At 71.4% G+C, this 25573-nt stretch carries 25 protein-coding genes; 16 read left to right on the top strand and 9 right to left on the bottom strand.

The window, feature by feature from the left end; genetic code table 11:
- Positions 1-30: 30 nt before the first annotated feature.
- Positions 31-555, bottom strand: coding sequence for a hypothetical protein (locus tag ACZ418_RS03540; RefSeq protein ID WP_468356263.1), 525 nt, complete (start codon positions 553-555; stop codon positions 31-33).
- A 310-nt stretch (positions 556-865) separates the two neighbouring features.
- Here ACZ418_RS03540 and ACZ418_RS03535 point away from each other — a divergent pair, with 310 nt between their 5' ends.
- From ACZ418_RS03535 to ACZ418_RS03495, 9 genes are all read left to right on the top strand, one after another.
- Positions 866-1897: an MBL fold metallo-hydrolase gene (locus ACZ418_RS03535; protein ID WP_468356260.1), complete on the top strand. Its 1032-nt coding sequence runs from the start codon at positions 866-868 to the stop codon at positions 1895-1897.
- 40 nt (positions 1898-1937) lie between these two features.
- The gene (locus ACZ418_RS03530) at positions 1938-2390 is read left to right on the top strand and encodes a nuclear transport factor 2 family protein (protein ID WP_468356257.1); all 453 of its coding nucleotides are present in this window, start codon (positions 1938-1940) and stop codon (positions 2388-2390) included.
- 363 nt (positions 2391-2753) lie between these two features.
- On the top strand, positions 2754-3971 hold the full coding sequence (locus tag ACZ418_RS03525) for a prenyltransferase/squalene oxidase repeat-containing protein (RefSeq protein ID WP_468356254.1): 1218 nt from the start codon (positions 2754-2756) through the stop codon (positions 3969-3971).
- A complete protein-coding gene (locus tag ACZ418_RS03520) occupies positions 3968-4615 on the top strand; it encodes an SCO2322 family protein (protein WP_468356251.1) in 648 nt (215 codons plus the stop codon). Before ACZ418_RS03525 ends, ACZ418_RS03520 begins: the two co-directional genes overlap by 4 nt.
- A complete protein-coding gene (locus tag ACZ418_RS03515; RefSeq protein ID WP_468356248.1) occupies positions 4602-5738 on the top strand; it encodes an energy-coupling factor transporter transmembrane component T in 1137 nt (378 codons plus the stop codon). Before ACZ418_RS03520 ends, ACZ418_RS03515 begins: the two co-directional genes overlap by 14 nt.
- Positions 5735-7468, top strand: coding sequence for an ABC transporter ATP-binding protein (locus ACZ418_RS03510; protein ID WP_468356245.1), 1734 nt, complete (start codon positions 5735-5737; stop codon positions 7466-7468). Before ACZ418_RS03515 ends, ACZ418_RS03510 begins: the two co-directional genes overlap by 4 nt.
- Complete coding sequence (locus tag ACZ418_RS03505) at positions 7465-8343, top strand: ECF transporter S component (RefSeq protein ID WP_468356242.1); 879 nt, start codon at positions 7465-7467, stop codon at positions 8341-8343. The genes ACZ418_RS03510 and ACZ418_RS03505 overlap by 4 nt, the downstream gene beginning before the upstream one ends.
- Positions 8344-8628: 285 nt before the next feature.
- Positions 8629-9042: an aggregation-promoting factor C-terminal-like domain-containing protein gene (locus tag ACZ418_RS03500; protein WP_365721371.1), complete on the top strand. Its 414-nt coding sequence runs from the start codon at positions 8629-8631 to the stop codon at positions 9040-9042.
- Between the two features lie 101 nt (positions 9043-9143).
- Positions 9144-9842, top strand: a complete 699-nt coding sequence (locus ACZ418_RS03495; protein WP_468356238.1) for a YoaK family protein — start codon at positions 9144-9146, stop codon at positions 9840-9842.
- Positions 9843-9942: 100 nt separating this feature from the next.
- Here the strand turns inward: ACZ418_RS03495 and ACZ418_RS03490 are convergent, their stop codons facing one another.
- Complete coding sequence (locus tag ACZ418_RS03490) at positions 9943-11178, bottom strand: cytochrome P450 (protein WP_468356235.1); 1236 nt, start codon at positions 11176-11178, stop codon at positions 9943-9945.
- Between the two features lie 273 nt (positions 11179-11451).
- Between ACZ418_RS03490 and ACZ418_RS03485 the strand changes: the two genes are divergently transcribed.
- The gene (locus tag ACZ418_RS03485; protein WP_468356232.1) at positions 11452-12621 is read left to right on the top strand and encodes a steroid 3-ketoacyl-CoA thiolase; all 1170 of its coding nucleotides are present in this window, start codon (positions 11452-11454) and stop codon (positions 12619-12621) included.
- On the opposite strand, the gene ACZ418_RS03480 is transcribed toward ACZ418_RS03485, so the two are convergent.
- A complete protein-coding gene (locus ACZ418_RS03480) occupies positions 12605-12790 on the bottom strand; it encodes a DUF397 domain-containing protein (protein ID WP_468356229.1) in 186 nt (61 codons plus the stop codon). The genes ACZ418_RS03485 and ACZ418_RS03480 overlap by 17 nt on opposite strands.
- Positions 12771-13598 carry a helix-turn-helix domain-containing protein gene (locus ACZ418_RS03475; protein WP_468356226.1) on the bottom strand — a complete coding sequence of 276 codons (828 nt, stop codon included), beginning with the start codon at positions 13596-13598 and terminating at the stop codon, positions 12771-12773. The genes ACZ418_RS03480 and ACZ418_RS03475 overlap by 20 nt, the downstream gene beginning before the upstream one ends.
- Before the next feature lie 108 nt (positions 13599-13706).
- On the opposite strand from ACZ418_RS03475, the gene ACZ418_RS03470 reads away from it, so the two are divergent.
- Positions 13707-14096: an ATP-binding protein gene (locus ACZ418_RS03470; protein WP_468356881.1), complete on the top strand. Its 390-nt coding sequence runs from the start codon at positions 13707-13709 to the stop codon at positions 14094-14096.
- Between the two features lie 163 nt (positions 14097-14259).
- Here the strand turns inward: ACZ418_RS03470 and ACZ418_RS03465 are convergent, their stop codons facing one another.
- Positions 14260-16296: a bifunctional glycosyltransferase 87/phosphatase PAP2 family protein gene (locus ACZ418_RS03465; protein ID WP_468356223.1), complete on the bottom strand. Its 2037-nt coding sequence runs from the start codon at positions 16294-16296 to the stop codon at positions 14260-14262.
- Between the two features lie 389 nt (positions 16297-16685).
- Here ACZ418_RS03465 and proP point away from each other — a divergent pair, with 389 nt between their 5' ends.
- Both proP and ACZ418_RS03455 read left to right on the top strand, forming a co-directional pair.
- Positions 16686-18062, top strand: coding sequence for a glycine betaine/L-proline transporter ProP (gene proP, locus ACZ418_RS03460; protein WP_468356220.1), 1377 nt, complete (start codon positions 16686-16688; stop codon positions 18060-18062).
- A 155-nt stretch (positions 18063-18217) separates the two neighbouring features.
- The gene (locus ACZ418_RS03455) at positions 18218-18889 is read left to right on the top strand and encodes an O-methyltransferase (RefSeq protein WP_468356217.1); all 672 of its coding nucleotides are present in this window, start codon (positions 18218-18220) and stop codon (positions 18887-18889) included.
- A gap of 27 nt (positions 18890-18916) precedes the next feature.
- Here ACZ418_RS03455 and ACZ418_RS03450 read toward each other — a convergent pair whose 3' ends face one another.
- Positions 18917-19309, bottom strand: a complete 393-nt coding sequence (locus ACZ418_RS03450; RefSeq protein ID WP_468356214.1) for an FHA domain-containing protein — start codon at positions 19307-19309, stop codon at positions 18917-18919.
- 103 nt (positions 19310-19412) lie between these two features.
- On the opposite strand from ACZ418_RS03450, the gene ACZ418_RS03445 reads away from it, so the two are divergent.
- On the top strand, positions 19413-19847 hold the full coding sequence (locus ACZ418_RS03445) for a DnaJ family domain-containing protein (RefSeq protein WP_468356211.1): 435 nt from the start codon (positions 19413-19415) through the stop codon (positions 19845-19847).
- On the opposite strand, the gene ACZ418_RS03440 is transcribed toward ACZ418_RS03445, so the two are convergent.
- Together ACZ418_RS03440 and ACZ418_RS03435 are read right to left on the bottom strand one after the other, a co-directional pair.
- A complete protein-coding gene (locus tag ACZ418_RS03440) occupies positions 19836-20387 on the bottom strand; it encodes a hypothetical protein (RefSeq protein ID WP_468356208.1) in 552 nt (183 codons plus the stop codon). The genes ACZ418_RS03445 and ACZ418_RS03440 overlap by 12 nt on opposite strands.
- Positions 20388-21226: 839 nt before the next feature.
- A complete protein-coding gene (locus ACZ418_RS03435; RefSeq protein WP_468356205.1) occupies positions 21227-21847 on the bottom strand; it encodes a hypothetical protein in 621 nt (206 codons plus the stop codon).
- Positions 21848-21978: 131 nt separating this feature from the next.
- On the opposite strand from ACZ418_RS03435, the gene ACZ418_RS03430 reads away from it, so the two are divergent.
- A complete protein-coding gene (locus tag ACZ418_RS03430; RefSeq protein ID WP_468356202.1) occupies positions 21979-22485 on the top strand; it encodes a GNAT family N-acetyltransferase in 507 nt (168 codons plus the stop codon).
- Here ACZ418_RS03430 and ACZ418_RS03425 read toward each other — a convergent pair.
- On the bottom strand, positions 22478-24517 hold the full coding sequence (locus ACZ418_RS03425; RefSeq protein WP_468356199.1) for a DHA2 family efflux MFS transporter permease subunit: 2040 nt from the start codon (positions 24515-24517) through the stop codon (positions 22478-22480). The two genes, ACZ418_RS03430 and ACZ418_RS03425, sit on opposite strands and share 8 nt — an antisense overlap.
- A 140-nt stretch (positions 24518-24657) precedes the next feature.
- Between ACZ418_RS03425 and ACZ418_RS03420 the strand changes: the two genes are divergently transcribed.
- Positions 24658-25566: a peptidoglycan-binding domain-containing protein gene (locus tag ACZ418_RS03420; RefSeq protein ID WP_468356196.1), complete on the top strand. Its 909-nt coding sequence runs from the start codon at positions 24658-24660 to the stop codon at positions 25564-25566.
- Positions 25567-25573: the final 7 nt, after the last annotated feature.

Genomic DNA, 25573 nt, shown 5'->3' with positions numbered 1-25573 from the left:
GGTGGGAGAGGCAGCGGAAGGCGGGGCCGGTCAGCCGGTGACCCGCAGTTCCAGCAGCACGGCCGGCGCACCACCGGCCGCGCCCTCGCCCACGCTCTGGTAGCCGTTCTTGTCCACGCTCACGGTCTTCACCGGCGCGGTGGGGTCGGCCTGCGGCCTGAGATCCGCGCTGATGGGGTGGTCGGCGGTCTCCAGGGCGAACACCCGCGGGAGTTCGAGGGAGAGGTAGCCGCTCTTGGCGCTCGCCTTGAAGCAGTACGCGCCCTGTGGATTGCCGCTTTGGCCCTGCACGGTGAGGACCTTGATCTGCTGGGCGGAGTCGTCGCACTTGGCGAGGGTGATGTGCCCGTCGCCCTTGATCAGCTTGATGCCCTGGTCCCGCTGGATCTGATCTGCGTTCGGGTAGGCGAAGTCCTCCACCGCGGACGGCGGTGTGGCCCCGGCAGTTCCCCCTGTCGGCTGCGGGTCGGCGGACGCGAGCATCGGCATGCCCGCGATCGCCAGAAAGACAGCAACCCCCGCGACGGGGAGCATCCTGCGCATACGAGGAGTCACCCGAATTCCTTTCCAGGCACGGGTGACGGCATGACGAAATAACATCTGCAGCCCCCCGTGCGCACAGACGTAAAGCAAAAATAAGTGGTCGAGTGCGACGCTAATGCGGTGCCGGAAACGAAGGCAACGTGACCATGTTCACGAGCCGTTCACGGAACCTCGGCAGATGAATCACAGTTACGCGATCACGTGAACCGCGGACTCCCCGTGGGGGCGCTTGGAGTCATCTGACGTACCATCAGTTCCCGTTGGTAGTTGCGGTGGGCATGGCCGTGGGCCGGCGGGTGGAGGGGTGAGGGGTGGAAGGCCGATGGTGAAGACGTTCGAGCACGGCGGGGGCGTACGGTCCGTGGCCGTGCCCATCCCGGACAACCCCCTCGGTCACACGCTGGTCTACGTCGTGGCCACCGACCGCGGCCCGGTGCTGGTCGACACCGGGTGGGACGATCCGGCGTCCTGGGACACACTCGTGGCGGGACTGGCCGCGTGCGGTACGGCGGTGGCGGAGGTGTACGGCGTCGTCATCACGCACCACCACCCGGACCACCACGGCCTGTCGGCCAGGGTGCGCGAGGCCTCCGGTGCCTGGGTGGCGATGCACGCCGCCGACGCCGCGGTCGTACGGCGCACCCGGGAGGCCCGGCCGGAGCGCTGGTTCAGCTACATGAGCGCCAAGCTCGCGGCGGCCGGCGCGCCCGAGGAACACCTGGTGCCGCTCCGCGCACCCCGTAACCCCCGCACCCTGCCCGGCCTCTCCCCCGCCCTCCCCGACCGGGAGATCGTCCCCGGCGAGCTCCTCGACCTGCCCGGCCGCAGACTGCGCGCGATCTGGACCCCCGGCCACACACCGGGCCACGTCTGCCTGCATCTGGAGGAGGACCACCCAGACCGTCAACTTCCGGGCGACGGGCGGCTGTTCAGCGGTGACCACCTCCTCCCCCGGATCACCCCGCACATCGGCCTGTACGAGGACCCCGACGACGCGACCGTCACCGACCCCCTCGGCGACTACCTCGACTCCCTGGAGCGGATCGGCCGCCTCGCCCCCGCCGAGGTCCTCCCCGCACACCAGCACGCCTTCACCGACGCGCCGGGCCGGGTAAGGGAGTTGCTCGCGCACCACGAGGAGCGGCTGGCCGGCCTGCTCGCCCTGCTCGCCGAGCCGCTCACGCCCTGGCAGCTGGCGGAGCGCATGGAGTGGAACCGCCCCTGGGCCGAGATCCCCTACGGCTCCCGGAACATCGCCGTCTCGGAGGCCGAGTCCCATCTGCGCCGCCTGGTCAAGCAGGGCCGGGCGGAGCCGGTGGCGGGGAGCGAGCCGGTGGCTTACGTGGCGGTGTAAATCGTTCGCCTGCCGTGGGGCGCCCCTGCTACACAGCCCTATGGACCCCATGAAGCGGCTTTTCGCCGAGCGCGCCTGCGAGCGCGCGATCGTCGACTTCGTCCACCGCCTCGACCTCGGTGAACCGGCTTCCGTGGCCGATCTGTTCACCGAGGACGGCGTCTGGGAATGGCCGCCACCCGGAGACGGGCGCCGCATCCAGGGCCGCGAGGCCCTGCGAGCCTACTTCGGATCCCGCCCCGCCGACCGGCTCTCCCGCCGCATCATGTCCAACGTGCTGGTCACGGTGACCGGTCCGCGCGCGGCGACCTCCACCGCGTACTTCACGACGTACCGCGTCGACGGATACGAGCCGGGCGGCCCCATCGCCTCCGGTCCGCCCGTCCAGGTGGGCCACTACGAGGACACCTTCCGCCGGATCGACGACAACTGGCTGATCGCCTCCCGCATCCTGCACCTGCCTTTCGGCACCGAGACCCCGAAGATCAGGTGAGGCCGTCCGTTCCCGGTCGCCGACCGTGACCCTGGTCACCGCGCCCCTGTGCCCACAGCCACCCCTCAGGCCGCTCAGGGCTGCCGGTAAAGTGGCGGGGTCGTCATCACACCCGTACGGGGGGAAGCCGGTGCAATTCCGGCGCTGACCCTCCCCCAACTCTCGGCTTCGCTCGAGCCGGGGGCACCCCCATCCGTGAGCCGCCGTGAGGCAGTGAGCCGGAATGCCCCGCGCGGGACGTTGACCGGCCCGCGTGCGTCGGCGGTCCGCCGCGCACGGCACCGTCGAGGTTTACGGAGCCGAGCCGCCCGGGGTGTCTCCCGTGCGCTGCCCGGCTCCCCGCAGGAGAGGCAGTCGCCGACCATGAACGTCCGCCGCAGTGCCGCGGCTCTCGCCGCCATAGGCGTGCTGGCCGCCGCCGCACCCGCCACGGCCGCCGGCCAGTCCCCGTCCCCCTCTCCGAAGATCGCGATCCCGTCCGGGCTGTACGGCACGTCCGACCCGACCTACGACGGCGTGTGGCGCCAGTCGCTGACGCTCATCGCCCAGCGGACCCTCGGCTACCGGCCGGCGGCGAAGGCCGTGGACTGGCTCGCCGGTCAGCAGTGCGCGAGCGGCGCCTTCGCCGCGTTCCGCGCCGCCCCCGCCAAGGCCTGCGACGGCAAGGTCATGGTGGACACCAACAGCACGGCCGCCGCGGTCCAGGCCCTGAAGGCGGTCGGCGGGCACGACGAGGCCGTCGCCAAGGCGGTGGCCTGGCTGAAGTCCGTGCAGAACAAGGACGGCGGCTGGGGCTATTCGCCGGGCGGGGCCAGTGACACCAACTCCACCTCCGTCGTCATCGGCGCGCTCGCGGCGGTGGGTACGGATCCGGCGAGCGTCAGCAAGGCGGGCAGGTCCCCCTACGACCTCCTCGCCGCCATGTCCCTCCCCTGCGACCAGGACGGCGGCGGCGCCCTCGCCTTCCAGCCGGACAAGAAGGGCAAACTCGCCGCCAACGCGGACGCCACGGCGGCCGGGGTGCTCGGCGCCCTCGGCAAGGGGTTCGTGGCGACGGCCGGCAAGGTGCCCGCGCAGGACGCGTGCGCCAAGGCCGCCCGTCCGGCGCAGGTCGCCGACAACGCCGGCGCCTATCTCGCCGCGGCCGTCGGCAAGACCGGGCACCTGCAGTCCGCCCTCCCCGGCGGCAAGGACCAGCCGGACTTCGGGAACACGGTGGACACGGTCGTCGCCCTCGCCGCGGACGGCCGGACCGAGCAGGCCAAGAAGGCGTACGGCTGGCTGGAGAAGAACGCCGGGCACTGGGCGGTGCAGAGCGGTCCGGCAGCGTACGCCCAGCTGATCCTCGCCGCGCACGCGGTCGGCGCGCAGCCCGGTGACTTCGGCGGCACCAGCCTCGTCCGGTCCCTCAACGAGCTCGGCCCGGCCCCGGCCATGGACTCCGCCGCACACAACACCAAGAAGGCCGAGAAGTCCGACAGCGGCTCGGGCTTCGGCACCTGGTGGTTCGTCGGCGTCTGCCTCGTCGCGGGCATCGGCATCGGCTTCCTGCTCAGCGGCCGGAAGAAGCGGCAGCCGTGAGGGCCGTCCGCCGCGCCGCGAGCCTGCTGTGCGCCGCGCTCGTCCTGCTGGCCGGGGCGGGTCAGGCACACGCCACCGGTTACCGCTACTGGTCCTTCTGGGAGCGGTCCGGCGGACGCTGGACGTATGCCACGCAGGGCCCGTCCACCGCCCGTCCCGACGACGGCGCCGTGCAGGGCTTCCGCTTCGCGGTGAGCGCGGACTCGGCGGACGCGAGCCGGCCGCGCGGGGCGGCGGACTTCGGCACGATCTGTTCCGGCACACCCGCCAAGTCCGGTACGAAGCGGGTGGCCCTCGTCCTCGACTTCGGCACCCCCGCGGACGCGCCGTCCGGCGAGCTGCCGCCGGCCCGTCGCACGGCGTGCGCGCGGGTCCCGGCCGACGCGACGACCGCGGACGCCCTGGCGGCCGTCGCCCCGCCCCTGCGCTACGACACCAACGCCCTGCTGTGCGCGATCGCCGGGTATCCGAAGAAGGGGTGCGGGGAACAGGTTTCGGCGTCCTCGGGCAAGAAGGCCCCGGCGAAGAGCGGCAGTTCGGACAGCGGGCCTTCCCTGGGGTTGCCGATCGGCGTGGGGGCGGTCGTCCTCCTGGGAGGCGCGGCGGTGTGGCAGTTCCGACGGCGACGCGATGACTCCGTCTGACTGCGGGCCGGTGGGGGCTGGTCGCGCCCACGGGGCGGAGCCGCATATCGACACGTCTCGCGCCGCTGTCCACCCCGGTGCCTGGTGGCTCTGGGCGTTGAGCCTCGGTACCGCCGCCACCCGCACCACCAACCCCCTCCTCCTCGCCCTCCTCATCTCCGCCTCCGCCTACGTCGTGGCAACGCACCGCGGCAACACCAGCACCCCCACCGCCCACGCCTACACCGCCTTCGCCAAGCTCGCCCTCGCCGTCCTCCTCATCCGTCTCCTCTTCGCCGTAGCGCTGGGCTCCCCCATCCCCGGCACCCACACCCTCCTCACGCTCCCCGAAGTCCCCCTCCCCCACTGGGCGCAGGGCATCCGCCTGGGCGGAAAGGTCACGGCGGAGGCGCTCGTCTTCGCCGTCTACGACGGGCTCAAGCTCGCCACCCTCCTGATCTGCGTCGGCGCGGCGAACGCCCTCGCGAGCCCCACCCGCCTCCTCAAGTCCCTCCCCGGCGCCCTGTACGAGACCGGCGTCGCCGTCGTCGTCGCGCTCACCTTCGCCCCGCACCTCATCGCCGACGTCCAGCGCCTGCGTGCCGCCCGCCGGCTGCGCGGCCGCCCGGACCGGGGCCTGCGGGGCCTGCTCCAGGTCGGACTGCCGGTGCTGGAGGGCGCGTTGGAGCGCTCGGTCGCGCTCGCCGCCGCGATGGAGGCCCGCGGCTACGGCCGTACCGTCGAGGTCCCCGCCCGCATCCGCCGTACGACGTCCGCGCTCACCCTCGGCGGCCTGCTCGGCGTGTGCGCGGGGACGTACGGGCTGCTCACCGCGGAGGGCGGCACCTACGGCATCCCGCTCGTCCTCGCCGGTGTCGTCGCCGCCCTCGCGGGGCTGCGCCTGGGCGGCAGGCGTTCGCCGCGCACCCGGTACCGCCCGGACCCGTGGGACGTACGCGCCTGGCTGGTCACCGGCTCCGGCGCCGCGGTCGCCGCGCTGCTCGGCCTGGCCGCCGCCCGCGACCCGGAGGCGCTGCACCCGGGCGTCGTCCCCCTCGTCGCCCCGACCCTCCCCCTGTGGCCCGCCGCGGCGGTCCTCCTCGCCCTCCTCCCCGCCTTCGTCGTCCCCAAGGAGCCGTCGTGATCCGCTTCGAGGAGGTCAGCGTGACGTACGACGGTGCGGCCGAACCTTCCGTCCAAGGCGTCGACTTCGAGGTGCCGGAGGGTGAACTCGTGCTGCTCGTCGGCCCGTCCGGGGTCGGCAAGTCGACCGTGCTCGGCGCGGTGAGCGGTCTCGTGCCGCACTTCACCGGCGGCACCCTGCGCGGTCGCGTCACGGTGGCGGGCCGGGACACCCGTACCCACAAGCCGCGTGAACTGGCCGACGTGGTCGGCACGGTGGGCCAGGATCCGCTCGCCCACTTCGTGACCGACACCGTGGAGGACGAACTCGCCTACGGCATGGAGTCGTTGGGTCTCGCCCCGGAGGTCATGCGGCGCCGGGTCGAGGAGACCCTCGACCTGCTGGGGCTGGCCGGACTGCGCGACCGCCCGATCGCCACCCTCTCCGGTGGGCAGCGGCAGCGGGTCGCGATCGGCTCGGTCCTCACCCCGCACCCGCAGGTACTGGTCCTGGACGAGCCGACCTCGGCCCTGGACCCGGCCGCGGCGGAGGAGGTCCTGGCGGTGCTCCAGCGCCTGGTGCACGACCTCGGCACGACGATCCTGATGGCCGAACACCGCCTGGAACGCGTGATCCACTACGCCGACCGCATGGTCCTGCTGCCCGGCCCCGGCGAATCCCCGCTCGTCGGCACCCCGGCCGAGGTGATGGCGGTGTCCCCGGTCCATCCCCCCGTGGTCGCCCTGGGCCGCCTGGCGGGTTGGTCCCCCCTCCCCCTGACCGTCCGAGACGCCCGCCGCCAAGCCGGTCCCCTACGAGAACGCCTGGCCGCGTCCGCCGCCGCGGGTACTCGTGGCACTGCGGCTGCGGGTGCGTCCGGGCTGGTCGCCCAGTACCCCGCGCCCCTTCGCGGCGCGACCCCACCCCCGGCCGGCACCGGCTCAGGGCGCCGTCTCCGGTTCCGTCGCCGCCCGAGCCCCGCCCCAGAGCCCCGGCAACCGCTCATCGCGGAGGTCCGCTCCCTCTCCGTCCGCCGCGCCCGCATCGACGCCCTCCGACACATCGACCTCACCGTCACCCCCGGCGAGACCATCGCCCTCATGGGCCGCAACGGCGCCGGAAAGTCCACCCTCCTCGGCTCCCTCGTCGGCCTGGTGGCGCCCAGCGCCGGAAACGTCCGGGTCGGCGGAGTCGAACCCCACCGCACCGCACCCCCCGACCTCGTACGCCGCGTCGGCCTGGTCCCGCAGGAACCGCGGGATCTGCTCTACGCCGACACGGTCGCCGACGAGTGCGCCGCGGCCGACCGGGACGCCGGCGCCGAGCCCGGGACCTGCCGGGCCCTCGTGGCCGAGCTGTTGCCGGGGATCACGGACGGCACCCACCCCCGCGACCTGTCCGAGGGGCAGTGCCTGGCGCTCGCCCTGGCCGTCGTGCTGACCGCCCGGCCGCCACTGCTGCTGCTGGACGAGCCGACCCGCGGCCTGGACTACGCGGCCAAGGCCCGGCTGGTGACCGTACTGCGCGGCCTCGCCACCGAGGGGCATGCGATCGTGCTGGCCACGCATGACGTGGAGCTGGCGGCCGAGATCGCGCACCGGGTGGTGCTGCTCGCCGAGGGGGAGGTCATAGCCGACGGGCCGACCGCGCACATCGTCGTCTCCTCGCCGTCCTTCGCCCCGCAGGTGACGAAGATCCTCGCCCCGCAGCAGTGGCTCACGGTGGCCCAGGTACGAGAGGCCCTCGCATGAGTGCCCCACGCCTCCACGCCATCCGTCTCGGCCCCCGCTCGCTCGCCGCACTCGCCCTGGTCAGCGCGGTCGGTGTGGTCGCCTTCGGCTGGCCGTTCCTCGCTCCGCCCGCCTCGCAGCTGAGCGCCCACGCCCAGGATGCGCCCTGGCTCTTCGCGGGACTCCTCATCCTCCTGGTCGCGGTCGTGGCGGCGACGATCTCGGAGTCGGATCTCGGGCCCAAGGCCGTGGCCATGCTGGGCGTGCTGGCCGCGACGGGGGCCGCGCTGCGGCCGATCGGGGCGGGTACGGCGGGGATCGAGCCGATGTTCTTCCTGATGGTGCTCAGCGGCCGGGTGCTGGGCCCCGGCTTCGGCTTCACCCTGGGCTCGGTGACGATGTTCGCGTCCGCCCTGCTCACGGGTGGGGTCGGACCGTGGCTGCCGTTCCAGATGCTGTCGATGGGGTGGTTCACGATGGGCGCGGGGCTGCTCCCGGGCCCGGTCCGGCTGCGCGGCCGGACCGAACTGCTGCTCCTCGCGGTATACGGCTTTCTCGCCGCCTTCGCCTACGGCACCGTCATGAACCTGGCCGGCTGGCCGTTCATGGGAGCCGCCGCCTCGGACATCTCCTTCGACGCCCATGCCTCCGTCCCCGCGAACCTGGCCCGTTTCGTGGCCTACTGCCTGGCCACCTCGCTCGGCTGGGACCTGGGCCGGGCCCTGTGCACGGTGGTGCTGACCCTCGCCCTCGGACCGGCCGTGCTGCGCGCGCTGCGCCGGGCCACTCGGCGGGCCGCCTTCGAGACCGGGGTCACATTCGACGGCCCGGAACGCTCACGTGACGGATCCGGCCCTTCACACAGCGCAAGCGAGACGGTGAAGCACCCCACATGACGCAGGTCACCTACGACCCGGGGCCGTAGTCCCGAATGTCCGTTACGTCCCTTAGTGCACCCCCGCTGACCTGCACATTGAGACCCACGCCACAGACTCGACGTTTCCCATCTATCCGGCCACAACTAGTAAAAGGGGTCATTGCGGACGGCTTTCCGGGCTGCTTCTCTGGACGACGTCGCCAGGCGCCACAAGCCCACCGGGCCGAGGCGCCGACGCATGCGGCCACATCGCGTGGCCCGTCCCATGCGGGCGATCCCCTGTCCCCGACGCAAGAGGTACTCCGTGTCCGTCTCCTTCATCCGCCGCATCGCTTCCCCGAAGAAGGCCCTCACCGTTGCCGCCGTGGCCGCCGCCACCGCCGGCATGGCACTGTCCGCGGCGCCCGCCCAGGCCGCCCCGACCTCGGCCTCCTCCGCCCAGGCGATCGCGCACAAGATGATCCCGGACGCCGCGCAGTTCAACGCGTTCAGCAAGATCGTCTCCCATGAGAGCGGTTGGAACCCGTCGGCCACCAACAGCTCCTCCGGCGCCTACGGCCTGGTCCAGGCCCTGCCGGGGTCCAAGATGGCCTCCGCCGGTTCCGACTGGAAGACCAACCCGGCCACCCAGATCAAGTGGGGCCTGGACTACATGAAGTCCCGCTACGGCAGCCCCGTGAAGGCCTGGAACTTCTGGCAGGCCAACGGCTGGTACTGAGCCAACGGCAGCGCGCCGAAAAGCCGCTGAAGGCGGCGGCCCCCGATCCCCGGGCCGCCGCCTTCGGCGTTTCCCTCGCCCCCGCGTGGTCAACTGGGGCGGTGAGCGCAGCGGAAGAAGCATCGGCGCAAGAGACGTACGACCCGGAGGCGCGCGGGCTCCGGCTGGTGACCGTGCTGCTGACCCTGACCGTGGTGAGCGGTCTGATCGACGCCGTCAGCTATCTGGGGCTCGGCCGGGTCTTCACCGCCAACATGACCGGCAACGTGGTCGTCCTCGGCTTCGCGGCGGCCGGCGCACCCGGCTTCTCCGTGCCGCACACGGCGACCTCGCTGGGGTGTTTCCTGCTGGGCGCGGTGACCGGCGGCCGGCTGGCGGCCCGCGTCGGCAAGGGGTCACGCCGTACCTGGACCCGCCTCACCCTGACGGCCGAAGCGGTCCTGGTCACCCTGTCGGCGGCGGTCGCCTTCGCCTGGCCGCACGCCACCGGCACGGTCTACGCCCTGATCGCCCTCACGGGGTACGCGATGGGCCTGCGCAACGCGACGGTCCGCAAACTGGGCATCGCCGACCTCACCACCACCGTGCTGACCATGACCCTGACCGGTCTGGCCTCCGAGTCCCGCCTCGGTGACGCCACCGGCCACCGCTCACCGCGCCGTACGGCCTCGGTGATCGCCATGCTCGTCGGCGCCTGCCTGGGCGCGTGGCTGGTCCTGCACCAGGGTCTCGCCCTTCCGCTGCTGCTCGCGGCGGTGGCGTCGGGCGTGCTGGCGGTGGTGGCGTCCGGCCGGGAGTAGTCCGGCGAGGGGGAGACCCTGCCGACCCCGGGGGAGGCAGGAACGGGGCGTTGGGGTAGGGGTGCTCCTGCCTCCCTCGGGGTGGGCCGACCCGCACGGGTCAACCGGTGGTGACCTGGAGTTCCTTGACCCCGTTGATCCAGGCCGAGCGCAGCCGCCGGGGCTCGTCGGCGGACCGCAGGCCGGGCATCGCGTCGGCGATCGCGCTGAAGATCAGGTCGATCTCCAGGATCGCCAGGGACTTGCCCAGGCAGTAGTGGGGTCCGCCACCGCCGAAGCCGAGGTGGGGGTTGGGGTCGCGGGTGATGTCGAAGGCGTCGGGGTCGGTGAAGACCTCGGGGTCGTGGTTGGCGGAGGCGTAGAACAGCCCGACCCGGTCCCCCTTCTTGATCTGCACCCCGCCCAGCTCCGTGTCCTGGGTGGCCGTCCGCTGGAAGGCGTTGACCGGCGTCGCCCAGCGCACGATCTCCTCGGCCGTCGTGTCCGGCCGCTCCCGCTTGAACAGCTCCCACTGCTCGGGATGGGTCAGGAACGCGTGCATCCCGTGGGTGATGGCGTTGCGGGTGGTCTCGTTCCCGGCCACCGCCAGCATCAGCACGAAGAAGCCGAACTCGTCGGAGTTCAGGTTGCCTTCGTCCTCCGCGGCGACGAGCGTCGTGACGATGTCCTGGGCGGGGCACTTCTTCCGCTCGGCGGCCATGTTCATGGCGTAGGCGATGATCTCAGTGGCCGACTGGGCGCCGACCTCCTCAGTGATGGCGTACTCGGGATCGTCGTAGGCGATCATCTTGTTGGACCAGTCGAAGATCTTGGACCGGTCCTCCTGGGGTACGCCGATCAACTCGGCGATGGCCTGCAGGGGCAGTTCACAGGCGACCTCGGTGACGAAGTCGAAGGGTCCGGAACGGGCGCGGGCACTCGCGACGATCGCCTCGGCACGCGCCCGGAGCCGGTCCTCCAGGGCTCGGATGGAACGTGGCGTGAAGCCGCGCTGCACGATCTGCCGCACCCGCGTATGTTCCGGAGGATCCATGTTGAGCAGGATCAGCCGCTGCGCGTCGATCGCGTCGCGCTCGATGTGCTCGTTGAAGCGGATGATCGCGGTGTTGACGGTGGAGGAGAAGAGCTCCGGGTGCGTGGAGACGTACTTGACGTCCGCGTGCCGGGTCACGGCCCAGTAGCCGTCGTCGGCGAAGCCCGCGAGGCCGTGCGGCTGCCGGATCCAGCGGACCGGCTCGGTGCGACGCAGCTCGGCGAACTCCGGGAGGGGCACACGGTGGTGGAGCAGGTCGGGGTCGGTGAAGTCGAACCCGTCGGGCAGCGCGGGGCAGTGCATCGGCGACTCCCGTCGTCCGGTCTGAGTCCGTTCCGAGTCGGTTCTGGTCTGAATCCGTCCTGACGGCCCATCAGCGGGTGCGGTGAAGGTAGTAACGGGTTCTACAAGTCGCAAGAGGTGCGGCAGCCCCAATCCATGCGGAATTCGTGCAGATCGCGACTTCGACACCTGCAAGACTCTTGCGGTGATGGACATCACGTCAGCAGACTGCTGGGCAGAACTAGAACGCGTACTAGTTCTGGAGGAGAGCCCTCTCGGAGAGGACCCGCACCCATGGCCGCCGAACCCGTGATCGTCGAAGCCGTCCGCACCCCGATCGGCAAGCGCGGCGGCGCGCTCGCCAATCTGCACCCCGCCTATCTCCTGGGCGAGACCTACCGTGAACTCCTCGGCCGCACCGCCATCCCCGCCGACGCGGTCGAGCAGATCGTCGGCGGCACGGTCACCCACGCCGGCGAACAGTCCATGAACCCCGCGCGCACGGCCTGGCTGACCATGGGACTGCCGTATGAGACGGCGGCGACGACGGTCGACTGCCAGTGCGGCTCCTCCCAGCAGGCCTCGCACATGGTGGCCAACATGGTCGCCGGGGGCGTGATCGACGTCGGGATCAGCTGCGGCGTCGAGGCGATGAGCCGGGTCCCGCTGGGGTCGGGTTCGAAGCATGGTCCCGGCAAGCCGTTCCCGGACGAGTGGAACGTGGACCTGCCGAACCAGTTCGAGGCGGCCGAGCGCATCGCCCGTCACCGGGGGCTGACGCGGGAGGACGTGGACGCGCTGGGCGTGCGGTCGCAGGAGCGGGCGGCGCTGGCCTGGGCGGAGGAACGCTTCAAGCGTGAGACGTTCGCGGTCCAGGTCCCGACCACCGAGGAGGAGCAGTACGCCGGTCAGGGCATGTGGCGGCTCGTGGACAAGGACGAGGGCCTGCGCGACACGTCCATGGAGGCGCTGGCGAGGTTGAAGCCGGTGATGCCGACGGCCGTCCATACGGCGGGCAACTCGTCGCAGATCTCGGACGGTGCGGCGGCCATCATGTGGGCGTCGAAGCGGATGGCTCGCGCGCTGAAGCTCAAGCCGAGGGCGAGGATCGTCGCACAGGCGCTGGTGGGCGCCAACCCGCACTTCCATCTCGACGGCCCGATCGACGCGACGCGCGCGGTGCTGGGCAAGGCGGGGATGTCCCTGAAGGACATCGACCTGGTCGAGATCAACGAGGCGTTCGCGTCAGTCGTGTTGAGCTGGGCCCAGGTCTTCGAACAGGACCTGGACAAGGTCAACGTGAATGGCGGTGCGATTGCCTTGGGTCACCCGGTGGGGGCGACAGGCGCCCGCCTGATCACCACCGCCCTGCACGAACTGGAGCGCGCGGACAAGGAGTTCGCGCTGGTGACTATGTGCGCGGGCGGTGGGCTGGCTACGGGGACGATCATTCAGCGGTTGTAGAGGCCCAGTTCACGAAGGTGGTGAATGCGGCGGGGTCGAGGGTGAGGATCGGTCCCGCCGGGGTCTTGGAGTCGCGGATGGCGACACTCTCGTCGGGCAGTTCGGCGACCTCAAGGCACTGGCCGCCCTGGTCTCCGCTGTAGCTGGACTTACGCCACTTGCTCTCCATAGCGGTCCTCCATTACGCGCCGGATCAGCTCCGCCGAGTCCTTGAGGGAGAGTGCGGCGGCCTGGAGATGATCGTAACGGAGCGAACAGTCCTTGACGGTGTCCGGGTTCGCGGTCGGATGCCCGCTGCCGTACCCCTCGGTATAGACGATGGCCGGATCGCTCGCGAAGCGATAGAGGTCGAACGAGCCTTGCGTACCTGCGTGCGCGCCAGCGGAGAAAGGCAGCACCTGGACGTTGATCAAGGGGGTGTCCTCCAAGGTCAACAGGTGGGCCAATTGGCCGCGCATGGTCTCCCTTCCGCCGATCTCCAAGTACAGCGCAGCCTCGCTCAGGACCGCCCAGAAGGCCGGCGGCTCCTCCTTCTCGAATACGCTCTGCCGCGCCAGCCGGACCGCAGTCCGGTCGTCGAGGTCGCTTCGGTCCACCGCTCCGAGCACCGCACGGGCGTAAGCCGGAGTCTGGAGCAGACCGAGGATCATGTGCGTCTGGAAGGAGCAGATCTCAACGGCCCGAACCTCCAGCTCAGCCACCTGCTGAAACCAAGCCGGAAGTTGACTCCGCATCACCAGCGGGTGGAGCCGAGTCAGTAACCCGCCCGTGCACAGCGCCGCGTCCGCCCGCTGGCTGAAGTCGAGCGTCGGCAGCTTCCGGGCCGTCTCCACCTGGCCGACCATCGACCCGGTGTAGTTGATGATGTCCCCGAGCTGCTTCTGCGTGAGTCCCGCCGCCTCTCGGAAGCGACGCAACTCGAAGCCGTAGTAGTCGAGCGGTGAGGCGCTCGGGTCGAGGGTGTTGATGTTCACCATGCCAAGTCCCCTCTCGGACCCGTTGTGTTCAACCTGTAGCCGAGCGTAGTGATCCGAGGTCAGCCTCGTCCTGTGAACCTCAACATTCCCCACACTCCCCAGTACCGCATGCAGCTCACCGCCGGCGAGCACTCGGTGCGACACATCCGCCGTATCGTCCGCTCGCTGCTGCACGAGTGGGAGCTGACGGAGCTGGTCTTCGCCGTGGAGCTGGGCGTCAGCGAGCTGGTCACCAACGTCGTACGGCACGTACCGGACCGCCGCTGCACCGTACTGCTCGCGCGGCTGGCGGCGGGTGTACGGGCCGAGGTGACCGACGGTTTCGCCCAACTCCCGTGCCGGGCAAGCAAAGTCGACCACGACTCGGAGGGCGGCCGGGGTCTGGCTCTGCTCGATGCCGTGGTCGACAAGTGGGGGGTGTCAGCGGCTGGCGGCGACGGAAAGACGGTCTGGTTCGAGTGCGGGACCGAGGGACCGAGGGTGTTTCCCCGCCGCTGACTCAGACGTGACCGTTGGGCCGCTCGCTCGCTTCTTTCCCGGGGGTGGAGTGAGGTGGGTCAAGGGTGGCCCGGAGGGCCATCGCCGAAGGCGACGCGAATGCGCCCTTGACGCACCTCGCGGAGGCGGCCCGACAATCGCCGGGAAGCGAGCGGCCCAACGGTCACGTGCTGCCGACGGTCACCTTCCGTGCCTCCTGGGCGGCGCCCGCAGCCGACGTGACCGTCCTCGCCCTCGGGCCCTGGAAGACGTACGACAGCCCGAAGCCGGCGCCGACCACCACCGCGCCGCCCACCGCGTCGAGCACCCAGTGGTTGCCGGTCGCGACGATGGCCGAGACGGTGAACAGGGGGTGCAGGAGGCCCAGCGCCTTCATCCACCACCTCGGGGCGATGATCGCGATGACCACTCCGCACCACAGGGCCCAGCCGAAGTGCAGCGACGGCATCGCCGCGTACTGGTTGGTGAGCGCGGTCAGGGTGCCGTAATCCGGTTTGGAGAAGTCCTGGACGCCGTGGACGGTGTCGATCATGCCGAGCCCGGGCATCAGACGCGGCGGCGCCAGCGGGAAGAGCCAGAAGCCGATCAGCGCGAGGAAGGTGGCGAAGCCGAGGGAGGCGCGCGCCCAGCGGTAGTCGACGGGGCGGCGCCAGTAGAGGACGGCCAGGACCGTCAGGGGGACTACGAAGTGGAAGGACTCGTAGTAGAAGTCGAAGAAGCTCCGCAGCCAGTCGATCTTCACGACGGCGTGGTTGGCCCAGTGCTCGATGTCGATGTGCAGGAAACGCTCGATGTCGAGCACGATGTGGCCGTGGTGCTCGGCCCTGGCCCGGCCCCCCGAGATGGTGCCGCCGGTCGCTGCCAGGCGTACCTGCTGGTAGGCCGCGTACACGACCCGGATCAGCAGCAGTTCCAGCAACAGGTTGGGGCGGGTGAGGACTCGGCGCAGGAAGGGCACCAGGGGGACCTGGCGGAAGCGGGGCGCTACCGGTGGCGCGTACTCCGCCGGGATCGGCCGCTGGTAGTGGGGGGACGTCCGGGACAGGAACGGTACGGCCGTGGCGGCGGCCAGTGCCGCGAGCAGGACGAGGTTGTCGCGGAGCGGGTACATCACCGCCATGTTCGGCAGCAGCATCTTCGCCGGCAGGGTGGTCACCAGGACCATCGCGACCGGCCAGACGTACCGGTCGGAGGCCCGGCTGCCGACCCGGCCGACCATCGCGAGCAGCACCCACAGCAACTGGTGCTGCCAGGCGGTGGGAGAGACGGCGACGACGGCGCAGCCGATGACGGCCACGGCGAGCAGCAGCTGGCCGTCGTGCGCGTAGTGGACGGCGCGGCGCAGGGCGAGGGCGGTGACGGCGGCGCTCAGCACCAGGAAGAGGGTGATCTCCAGCGGGCCGCTCAGGCCCAGGCGGAGCAGGGCGCCGTGCAGGGACTGGTTGCCGAGGGCGTCGGCCTTGCCGCCCAGGCCCGTCCCGGCCATGTGGTGCACCCAGTACGTGTACGAGTCGTGCGGCAGCGCAGCCCAGGCGAGCGCGGTGCAGGCGGCGAAGGTGCCGGCCGTGGCGGCGGTGGCCCGGCGGCGGCCGGTGAACCACAGCAGCGGGGCGAAGAGCAGCATGGTCGGTTGCAGAGCGGATGCCAGGCCTATGCACAGGCCGCTCTCCCGTTCGCTGCGTACGGTGAAGCAGCCGAGCAGGACGAGCAGGACCGGGATGATGCTGGTCTGGCCGAGCCACAGGGCGTTGCGGACCGGCAGCGACAGCATGAGCAGGCTGATCGCGACCGGCGCGGCCAGCAGGGAGGTGCGGCGGCCGATCGGCTGGGGCAGCGCGCGGGCGGCCACCAGGCCGAGGGCGACGACGAGCAGCAGGGTGCCGAAGGTCCAGCCCCAGCCGAGGGCGGCCTGCGCGGAACGGGTGAGGGGTCTGAGGACGAGGCCGCCGAAGGGGGTGCCGGTGAAGCGGGTCGAGTCGTAGATCGAGCCCTTCACATGCAGGACGCCGTGTGGGCCGACCCAGGTCTCCAGGTCGGTCAGCCGCTCGCCGCTCGGCGTGGTGAGGACGACGGTCAGCTGCCGTACCGCGAGGATCGCGGCCACCGCCCACAGGGCGAGCCGGGCCGCGAGCAGCCGCGCTTCCGCCGGTGCCCTGCCGAAGGTGTCCGCCGGTCGCCCGCTGTGCTCCACGTTCGCCACGCCTCGTCGGCCTCCCGCCCCGTTCGGTCCCGGCGCCGGTCACGCCGGGCTGCTCCGAGAACCCTATGAGGGTCCCGGCCCCCGGAGAAGGACGCAGGAAACCTGCGCTTCACCTGACGTCCTTTCTCCTTTTGTCCGGATGACGATAGTCGTCGGCATGGCCGGTTCCCCGGCCGGGGCGCGAGAAGGATCACAGCGCGGGACCGGAATGCCTGATCGGTAGCGGGCAGACGTACCTGCATACGCGCCTTTTAGCTGCACAGGGCAGCTAAATGGGTACAGCGCGTAAGGGGACCAGGGCCTTCTATGGTCGGTTTTCGGCCCGTTCCCGGCAGTGTCGCCGTACGGACCGCGTCCCTGTCCCCGTCGAAAGGTAGGCGAGCCCCGTTTTGGCGACCGCCACAGCAGTCTCCCCGTCCCTCCTGAAGACCCGGCGGGCCGGCACGGCCCGTGACGTCACCGTCACCGACCCCGCGCTCGTCAAGCGCGCCGTGAAGGCGGCCGCGCTCGGCAACGCGATGGAGTGGTTCGACTTCGGTGTCTACAGCTACATCGCGGTCACCCTGGGCAAGGTCTTCTTCCCCTCCGGCAACCCGACCGCGCAGCTGCTGTCGACCTTCGGCGCCTTCGCGGCGGCCTTTCTGGTCCGGCCGCTCGGTGGCATGGTCTTCGGTCCGCTGGGCGACCGCGTGGGCCGCCAGAAGGTCCTCGCCCTCACGATGATCATGATGGCGGCGGGCACGTTCGCGATCGGTCTGATCCCGTCGTACGCCTCGATCGGCGTGGGCGCGCCGCTGCTTCTGCTGGCCGCCCGGCTGGTGCAGGGCTTCTCCACCGGTGGCGAGTACGCCGGCGCGTCGACCTTCATCGCCGAGTACGCCCCCGACAAGAAGCGCGGCTTCTTCGGCAGCTGGCTGGAGTTCGGCACGCTGGCGGGCTATATCGGCGGCGCGGGTCTGGTCACGCTGATGACCGCGCTGCTGTCCTCGCACGACCTGGTGGCGTGGGGCTGGCGGATCCCGTTCCTGATCGCGGGCCCGATGGGCATCATCGGCCTGTATCTGCGGATGCGTCTTGAGGAGACCCCGGCGTTCGCGGCGGAGGTGGAGAAGGCGGAGGCCGCCCGGCCGAAGGTGCCGCTGCGCGAGATGATCGCGGGCCAGTGGAAGGCGCTGCTGCTGTGCATGGGTCTGGTGCTGGTCTTCAACGTCACCGACTACATGCTGCTGTCGTACATGCCGAGCTACCTCACCAGCGAGCTGAAGTACGACGAGACGCACGGGCTGCTGGTCGTGCTGGGCGTGATGGCCCTGATGATGATCGTGCAGCCGTTCGCGGGCGCGCTGACCGACCGGGTCGGCCGGCGTCCGGTGATCGCGGCGGGCTGCGCGGGCTTCCTGTTCCTGTCCATCCCGGCCCTGCTGCTGATCCGCGAGGGCAGTCTGCCGGCGGTGGGGCTGGGTATGGGTGCGCTGGGTCTGCTCCTGGTGTGCTTCACCGCGGCCATGCCGGCCGCGCTGCCCGCTCTCTTCCCGACGCGGGTGCGGTACGGGTCGCTGTCCATCGGGTTCAACGTGTCCGTGTCCCTGTTCGGCGGAACGACTCCGCTGGTCGTGACCGCGCTGATCGGGGCGACGGGGAACATGATGATGCCCGCGTATTACATGATGGCCGCGGCTGTGGTGGGCGGATTCGCGGTGTGGCGGATGTCCGAGTCCGCGGGGCGGCCGTTGCCGGGTTCCGCCCCGGCAGTGGAAGGTCGCTGAGCACTCGACGGTGCTGCTGTTCGCGGCTGCCGGTGCTCTGATCGTCGTACGGCGCTCCCGGTGGCCGTGAATCCGTCGGTGATCACGCCGTCGGCGCCCCTCGGCTGAGACGATGTCGGTGGGAAGGGCAGACACTCGGGAAAGGCAGCAGGAGCATGAGCGACTCCCAGCTCTGGGACGATGTCGACGACTACTTCACCAGCCGGCTCGCCCCCGATGACGAGGCGCTGCAGGCGGCCCTGCGGGAGAACGACGCAGCCGGTCTGCCGCAGATCGCCGTCACGGCGGCACAGGGCAAGTTCCTCCAGCTGCTCGCCCAGGTGCAGGGCGCGCGGCACATCCTGGAGATCGGCACACTCGGCGGTTACAGCACGATCTGGCTGGCCCGGGCCCTGCCCGAGGACGGCAGACTCGTGTCGCTGGAGTACAACGCCAAGCACGCCGAGGTGGCCACCCGGAACCTCGCGCGGGCCGGCCTGGACCGGATCGCGGAGGTGCGGGTGGGCCCGGCCCTGGAGTCGCTGCCCAAGCTCGCCGACGAGAACCCGGCCCCGTTCGACCTGGTGTTCATCGACGCCGACAAGGCCAACAACGCGAACTACGTGGAGTGGGCGCTGCGGCTCACCCGCACCGGCAGCCTGATCGTCGTGGACAACGTGGTGCGCGGCGGCCGGGTCGTCGACGAGCGCAACACCGAGCCCGACGTCGTGGGCACGCGCGCCGCGATCGAGCTGATCGCCACGCATCCGAGGCTGAGCGGCACGGCGCTCCAGACGGTCGGCAGCAAGGGCTACGACGGCTTCGCGCTGGCCCGGGTACTGGACTGAGCCGCCCGATCGCCACCCGGGCCGGGCTCAGACCTCGTGATAGAAGCCGACGTTGACGCTGCGCGGCGCGGTGCGGTCCTGGACGACGATCTCGCCGGACCCGCCGTGCGGCAGCGGCACGGTCGTGCCGTAGCCGATGGGCTGCGCGTACTCCCCGACCACCAGCCGCACTTGGGACGACGGCTCGGCCTGCGAACCGCGCAGCCAGGTGACTTGCCAGCCGCCGTCGGGGCCGCACTGGAACTCCAGGTGCACCCGGGAGACGAACAGCCAGTCCTCGGGGGTGACCAGCCGGCACATGGACGCGTCCCGGCCGACCCGGAGCACGGCGCCCGGCTCGCTCGGCGCGTCGGCCATCGTCATGCCGGCCGTGGCGCCCGCGTCGGCCCCGGAGACGGTGGCCATGGTGAGTTCGAGCACGCGCGTTTCCCCCTGTACGACCATCGGTGTACGGCGGCCGGATCGCCGTATCCCCGCCGCATGATAAAACGCCCGGCGAGGCCGCGTCCGGCACAATGGGCTCATGACCGAGCGAAAGCCACCTGGTGTGCCGTTCGAGTCCTGGGTCGACAAGCAGATCCGCGACGCGCAGGGGCGCGGTGAGTTCGAGCGGCTGCCGGGCACGGGGGAGCCGCTGCCCGCCGAACTCGACTCCACCTATGACGAACTGTGGTGGATCAAGCGGAAGATGGCGCGCGAGGGCCTGTCCGTGCTGCCGCCCGCCCTCGCCCTGCGCAAGGAGGCCGAGGACGCGCTCGTGGCGGCCTACGCGGCGCCGTCCGAGCGGATCGCGCGGAAGATCATCGAAGACGTCAACGTCAAGATCAAGGACATGATGTTCAAGCCGCCGCCCGGTCCCCCGCTGGGGAAGAAGCCGTACGACGTCGAGGAGGTCGTGCGCGAGTGGCGGCAGCGCAGGGCTGCCGCCACACGTGGACGGGGTCCCTCAGAGGTGTAGCAGACGTCCGGCCAGCTCCTGGTAGTCACGCAGAGCCAGCCTGAGCTGCTCGGTGTCGGTGTCCGAGCCCGGTCCACGGTCCTCGGAGGCCTCCCAGGAACGCCGCAGCGTACGCCGCCGCCGCTCCACGGCCGCTTCGAACCGCCCCGCGATCTCCTCCAGCAGATGATCGGCCTGTTCGACCGCGCCCCGGGGCTCGTCCACGAACCCGGCGGCCAGCCGCCGCATCCGCTGCTCCCAACGGTCGGTCTCGTCGTGGGACAGCAGGGGTGCGCCGGTGCCGGAGGGAGCGGGTGCCGTCTCGCCGACGGAGGAGACACCGGGGGACCCGGGCGCCGGCGCGCTTCCGGCTGCGGCCGCGGTCCCGCGTGCGCGGGTGCCGGCCGGTGCCGTCGGCCATGCATCCGGTGCGGTGGTTTCGGTGGTGTGCGCATCCCGCGCGCTCACGTCCCCGGGCGACGGCACCCCCAGCCCGTCGTCCGGCATGGGGCTCTCGTACGACATACCGGCCTCACCGGGCATGCGGCTCTCACCGGGCATGCGGCTCTCGCTTGGCATACGACTCTCGCTCGGCATCCCGCGCTCGCTCGGCATCCCAGGCTCGCCCGACATCGCCCTCTCGCCCAACATCTCACGCTCGCTCGGCATCCGACCCTCACCTGGCATACGGCCCTCACCCGGCATACGGCCCTCACCCGGCATCCCGCTCTCGCCCGACATCCGGCTCTCGCCCGACATCCGGCTCTCGCCCGGCAGCCGACCCTCACCTGGCGTACGCCCCTCACCTGGCATCCCGCGCTCACTCGGCATCCCAGGCTCGCCCGGCATCGCCCTCTCGCTCGGCATCCGACCCTCACCTGGCATACGCCCCTCACCTGGCATCCCAGGCTCACTGCGCATCCCGCTCTCGCCCGACATCCCGCTCCCGCCGGACATCGCCCTCTCGCCCGGCATGCGGTCCTCGCCTGGCATCCCGCGCTCACTCGGCATCCCAGGCTCGCCCGGCATCCGACCCTCGCCCGGCATCCACCCCTCGGCCGGCCTTCGGCCCTCGCCGGCGATGCCGCCTACGCCTGGCATCCGGCCTTCGGCCAGGGTGCCGGTTTCGGTCGGGCGGTCCGGTGGGTGTGGGGGTGTGTCTTCCGGGGTGAGGTCGTCGGCTGTCAGGCCGTTTCTGCCGGGGCCGACCGAGCCGGGAAGGCGGGAAGTGGGCGCTGTCGGCGGCGGTTCGCCGGGGAGCCGTTCCTCCGGCAGGGGGTCACTCGGGATGTACTGGCCCAGAGGCGTGTCCTCCGGGGTCCAGTCCTCGTCCGGCGGCCGGCGGAAGCGGCCGGTGGGGCGCTCGTCGCCAGGGCCGCTCGTCCTGTCCGACATGATGCTCAACCCTTCTTCGAGTGGCTGGTGCCGGCGTGGGTCGCCCGGTGGCGGCCGGTTTCCCGGGAGGGGTGGGTGAGGTCGTCGAAGAGGGCGCGGGCGCCGACCAGCGCCGTACGCATCTCCTCGGTCCCGGAGCCGGCCTCGGTCAGCCCGTGACGCGCCCCGGCACGGGCCACCCGGTGCACCTGCCGATAGCCGTCGACGTGGTCGGCGTGGTGCACGGACAGCGCGGCGAACTGCTCCTCGTAACGCCCGCCGTCCGGGTAGCCGCGCGCGGCCGCGAGGTCCGCAAGCAGCCGGTCGGCCTCGGCCACCGCCTGCCGAGGCGAGTCGACGAAGTGTTCCTGTACGGCCGTCCAGCGGGCCGCGTAGTGCTCACGCCCGGCCGGGTCCAGCGGCCGTTCCCGCAGGTCGCCGTGGCGTTCGACGCGCTCGGCCAGCTCCCGTTCGGCGGCCTTGGTGTCTCCGCCGTGCAGGGCGACGGTCCGCTCGTACTCAGGCCCGAAGCGCCGCTTCAGGCCGGGCCCGCCGTACCGTCCGCGGCCGCGCAGAACAAGGGAGGTGACCGCGGCGATGACCACGGCCGCAACGATCACGGTCACCACGATCATGCCTGTGGACATGGTTGCCTTCCGATCGGCCGGCCCCACTGGCCGGCTCCTCTCCGGGTGACCCGGAAGGACAGCGACAAACGGTGGTCGGTCCGCGAAGCGGCGCGGAAAACCGCTGGGCGGCGCGCTGACGGCCGTCGACAATGGCCGCCATGACGTGGGTGATCACTCCGGAACCGTGCGACTCCCCGGTCGCCGCCGCGCTGTGGCGGGCCTACTACACGGAGGTCAGCGACCGTTGGTATCTGCTGCACGAGGGCCGTCGGACCGACCCCGACGAGCTGGAGCGGGAGATCGCGGCGGCGACCGGTGCCGAGCTCGCGCCTCCTACCGGTCAGTTGCTCGTCGGGCGGTACGACGGTGAGCCGGCCGGCTGCGCGGGCGTACGGCTGCTGGAGCCGGACACGGCGGAACTGACCCGGGTGTTCGTGTACGAGCGGCTGCGCGGCAGGGGCGGCGCCCCGCTGCTGGTGGCCGCCGCCGAGGAGGCCGCCCGTGCCCTCGGCGCCCGGCGGCTGATCCTGGACACCCGCAGCGACCTGGTCGAGGCCCGCGCCCTGTACGCCCGCCTCGGCTACACGGAGACGGACCCGCACAACGACGACGTCTACGCCGAGCACTGGTTCCGCAAGGAGCTGGCGCTCAACTGACCTTGGCGCCCGTGGTGTCGTGCGGTCGTTCGCGCTCGGTGCCGCACATCTCCCCGGTGAGTTCCCTGACGAGCTTGGTCAGGTCGGTGGACCGGCCGGGTTTCCACCAGTCGCCGAGGAGTTCGGCGAGGGACTCCTCGCGGGCCTTGGCGAGCCGTTCGGCGACCTCGCGGCCGGACTCGGTCAAGTACAGGTCCAGGCCACGGCGTTCGCCCAGGTGCCGTTCCTCGACCTGGCGGGCGGCGGCGAGGACGGCCTCCAGCGGGACGGGGCTGCGCTCGGCCAGGACGCCCGGCTCGACCGAGCCGTACTTGCGGATGCGCAGCAGCATCCAGCTGGCGGCGGGCAGCAGATCGTACCCGGCCCGTTCGGTGATCGTCCGGTAGATCTCGCCGCGGCCCTCGCGGGTGCCGAGCACGGAGAGCGCACGGCACACCTCGTCGTAGGAGGACCGCTCGACCGGGTTGGGCGGGATGGTCTCGGAGGCGTCCGGCGCGGTGACCGAGCCGCGCAGCCGGTCCTCCCTCAGGCACCAGGCCAGCAGGAAGCCGAGGAGGGCGACGGGGGCGGCGTAGAGGAAGACGTCGGTGATGGCGGACGCGTACGCGTGCAGGGCCGCCGAGCGCAGGGCGGGCGGCAGGGTGGCGATGCCGCGTGGGTCGGACTTGAGGGCGTTCGCGGAGGCGCTCGGGGGCAGGCTCACGCCCCGGAAGGCGGCGGTGAGTTTGTCGCCGAGACGGCTCGCGAAGACCGTGCCGAAGATCGCCACGCCGAAGGAGGCGCCGATGGAGCGGAAGAAGGTCGCGCCGGAGGTGGCGACGCCCAGGTCCTCGTACGACACCGCGTTCTGCACGATGAGCACGAGGACCTGCATGACCAGGCCGAGTCCGAGGCCGAACACGAAGAAGCAGGCGCTCATCTCGGCGGTCGGACTGTGCTCGTCGAGCCGGTGCAGCAGGAGCAGGCCGATGGCGGTGACGGCGGTGCCGGTGACGGGGAACACCTTCCAGCGGCCGGTGCGGCTGACGATCTGCCCGGAGAGCGTGGACGACAGCAGCAGGCCGACGACCATGGGCAGCATGTGCACGCCGGACAGGGTCGGCGAGATGCCGTGCACGACCTGCAGGAAGGTCGGCAGATAGGTCATCGCGCCGAACATGGCGAAACCGACGATGAAGCTGATGACCGCGGCGAGGCTGAAGGTGCGGATGCCGAACAGCTTGAGCGGCAGGACGGGTTCGGCGGCCCGCCGCTCGGCGGCGACGAACGCCACGGCGAGGAGGACGCCCAGCACGGCGAGCCCGATGATCTGCGCCGAGCCCCAGGGCCAGGTCGTACCGCCGAGGGAGGCGACCAGGACCAGGCAGGTGGCGACGGAGGCGATCAGGAAGGTGCCGAGGTAGTCGATGACGTGGTGCTCGGTACGGCGCGGGATGTGCAGGGCGGTGGCGATCACGGCGAGCGCGACGGCGCCGACGGGCAGGTTGACGTAGAACACCCAGCGCCAGCTCAGATGCTGGGTGAACAGCCCGCCGAGCAGCGGTCCGAGCACACTGGTCGCGCCGAACACGGCCCCGAACAAACCCTGGTAGCGGCCGCGTTCACGGGGCAGCACGAGGTCGCCGACGATCGCCATCGACAGCACCATCAACCCGCCGCCGCCCAGGCCCTGCAGCGCGCGGAATCCGATCAGCTCGCCCATGTTCTGCGCCATGCCGCACAACGCCGAGCCGATGAGGAAGATGACGATGGCCGTCTGGAACAGTCGTTTCCGGCCGTACTGGTCGCCGAGCTTGCCCCACAGCGGGGTCGCGGCGGTCGAGGCCAGCAGATAGGCGGTGACCACCCAGGACAGGTGCTCCAGACCGCCGAGATCGCTGACGATGGTGGGCAGCGCGGTCGACACGATCGTCTGGTCGAGCGCGGCGAGCAGCAGCCCGAGGAGCAGCGCACCGATGGAGACGAACACGTTGCCGGGGACGTGCTCGGCGGCCTTGATCTCCTGCTGCGTGCCGTGCGTGTCCAGGGCCATGGAGACCTCCCGGGGCTGGGTGCACCTCTTCCATCGTGGTCGGTGTCACCGTTTATGGCCTGTTGAGTCCCGCGTTTCCGGCGGCGGATGCGAAGAATTTGCGCATAGGGTCTGTAGTTCGTGAGGGGAGGGGCGAACGCGTGAGTGAATCCGAGGGCCACAGCTGTCCGGAGTGCGGAGCGCCGAGGGGCCCGGACCTGAGCCCGTCCTGCGACTGCACCGAGCGCGCGGCCGAGGCGCTGCGCGAGACGCGCACGGCCGAGGCGGCAGCGGCGGAGGACTTCGATCCGCTGCGTATACGGCCGTATGTACAGGTCGAGGCCGTCGAGACGACGCTGCCCCTGCGGCCGACGGCGGAGCCGCCGCCGAGTACGGCCGACCCGCGGACGCAGCACCGCGAAGGGGCCCGGGACCATGCCTTGACCTGCGACTCGGCCGCGAGCGCTCCCGCGACGGCGCAGCAGCCGGACGTCGACCCACCGCGGCCGAGGCGGCGAAGCGCTCGCCGTACCGTCCTGCTGTCCGTCGCGGGGGCGCTCGCGGCGGGCGGGTTCGCGGGCGGGTTGTTCTCCTATCACACGCCGTCCCGGGACCGGGCGGCCCAGGAGGTCAGGCCGAGGGTCCCGGAGGTGAGCACACCGGGCCCGGCGTCACCGCCGGCACGATCCGCCTCCCCCGCCGTGCCCCGCTCGCCGGTGCCGCCGCCCGCCGCTGCGGCGAGCCCTCCGAGCCCGCCGGCGACGCGGACCACGTCACCGACGCCGTCCCCGTCCACCGCCACGACCCGCCCGGCCTCCCCCACCGCCCGGGCCACCCCGGCCGTCGCTCCGGTGCTGCAACGCGGCGACCATGGCCCGGAGGTGGACGAACTGCAGGAGCGGCTACGGCAGTTGAACCTCTACGGCGACCAGGTCAACGGCATCTTCACCCGGCCCGTGGAGGACGCCGTACGCAACTACCAGCTGGCTCGCGGTATCCGGGGCGACACCCTGGGGGTGTACGGGCCGGCGACCAGGAAGAGCCTGGAGGCGGAGACGTCCGAGCCGTGAGAGCGGG

The sequence above is a fragment of the Streptomyces sp. NPDC030820 genome (assembly GCF_055572075.1).
Note: the sequence above shows the minus strand (reverse complement) of the source record. Positions and strands in the feature narration are given on the sequence as shown.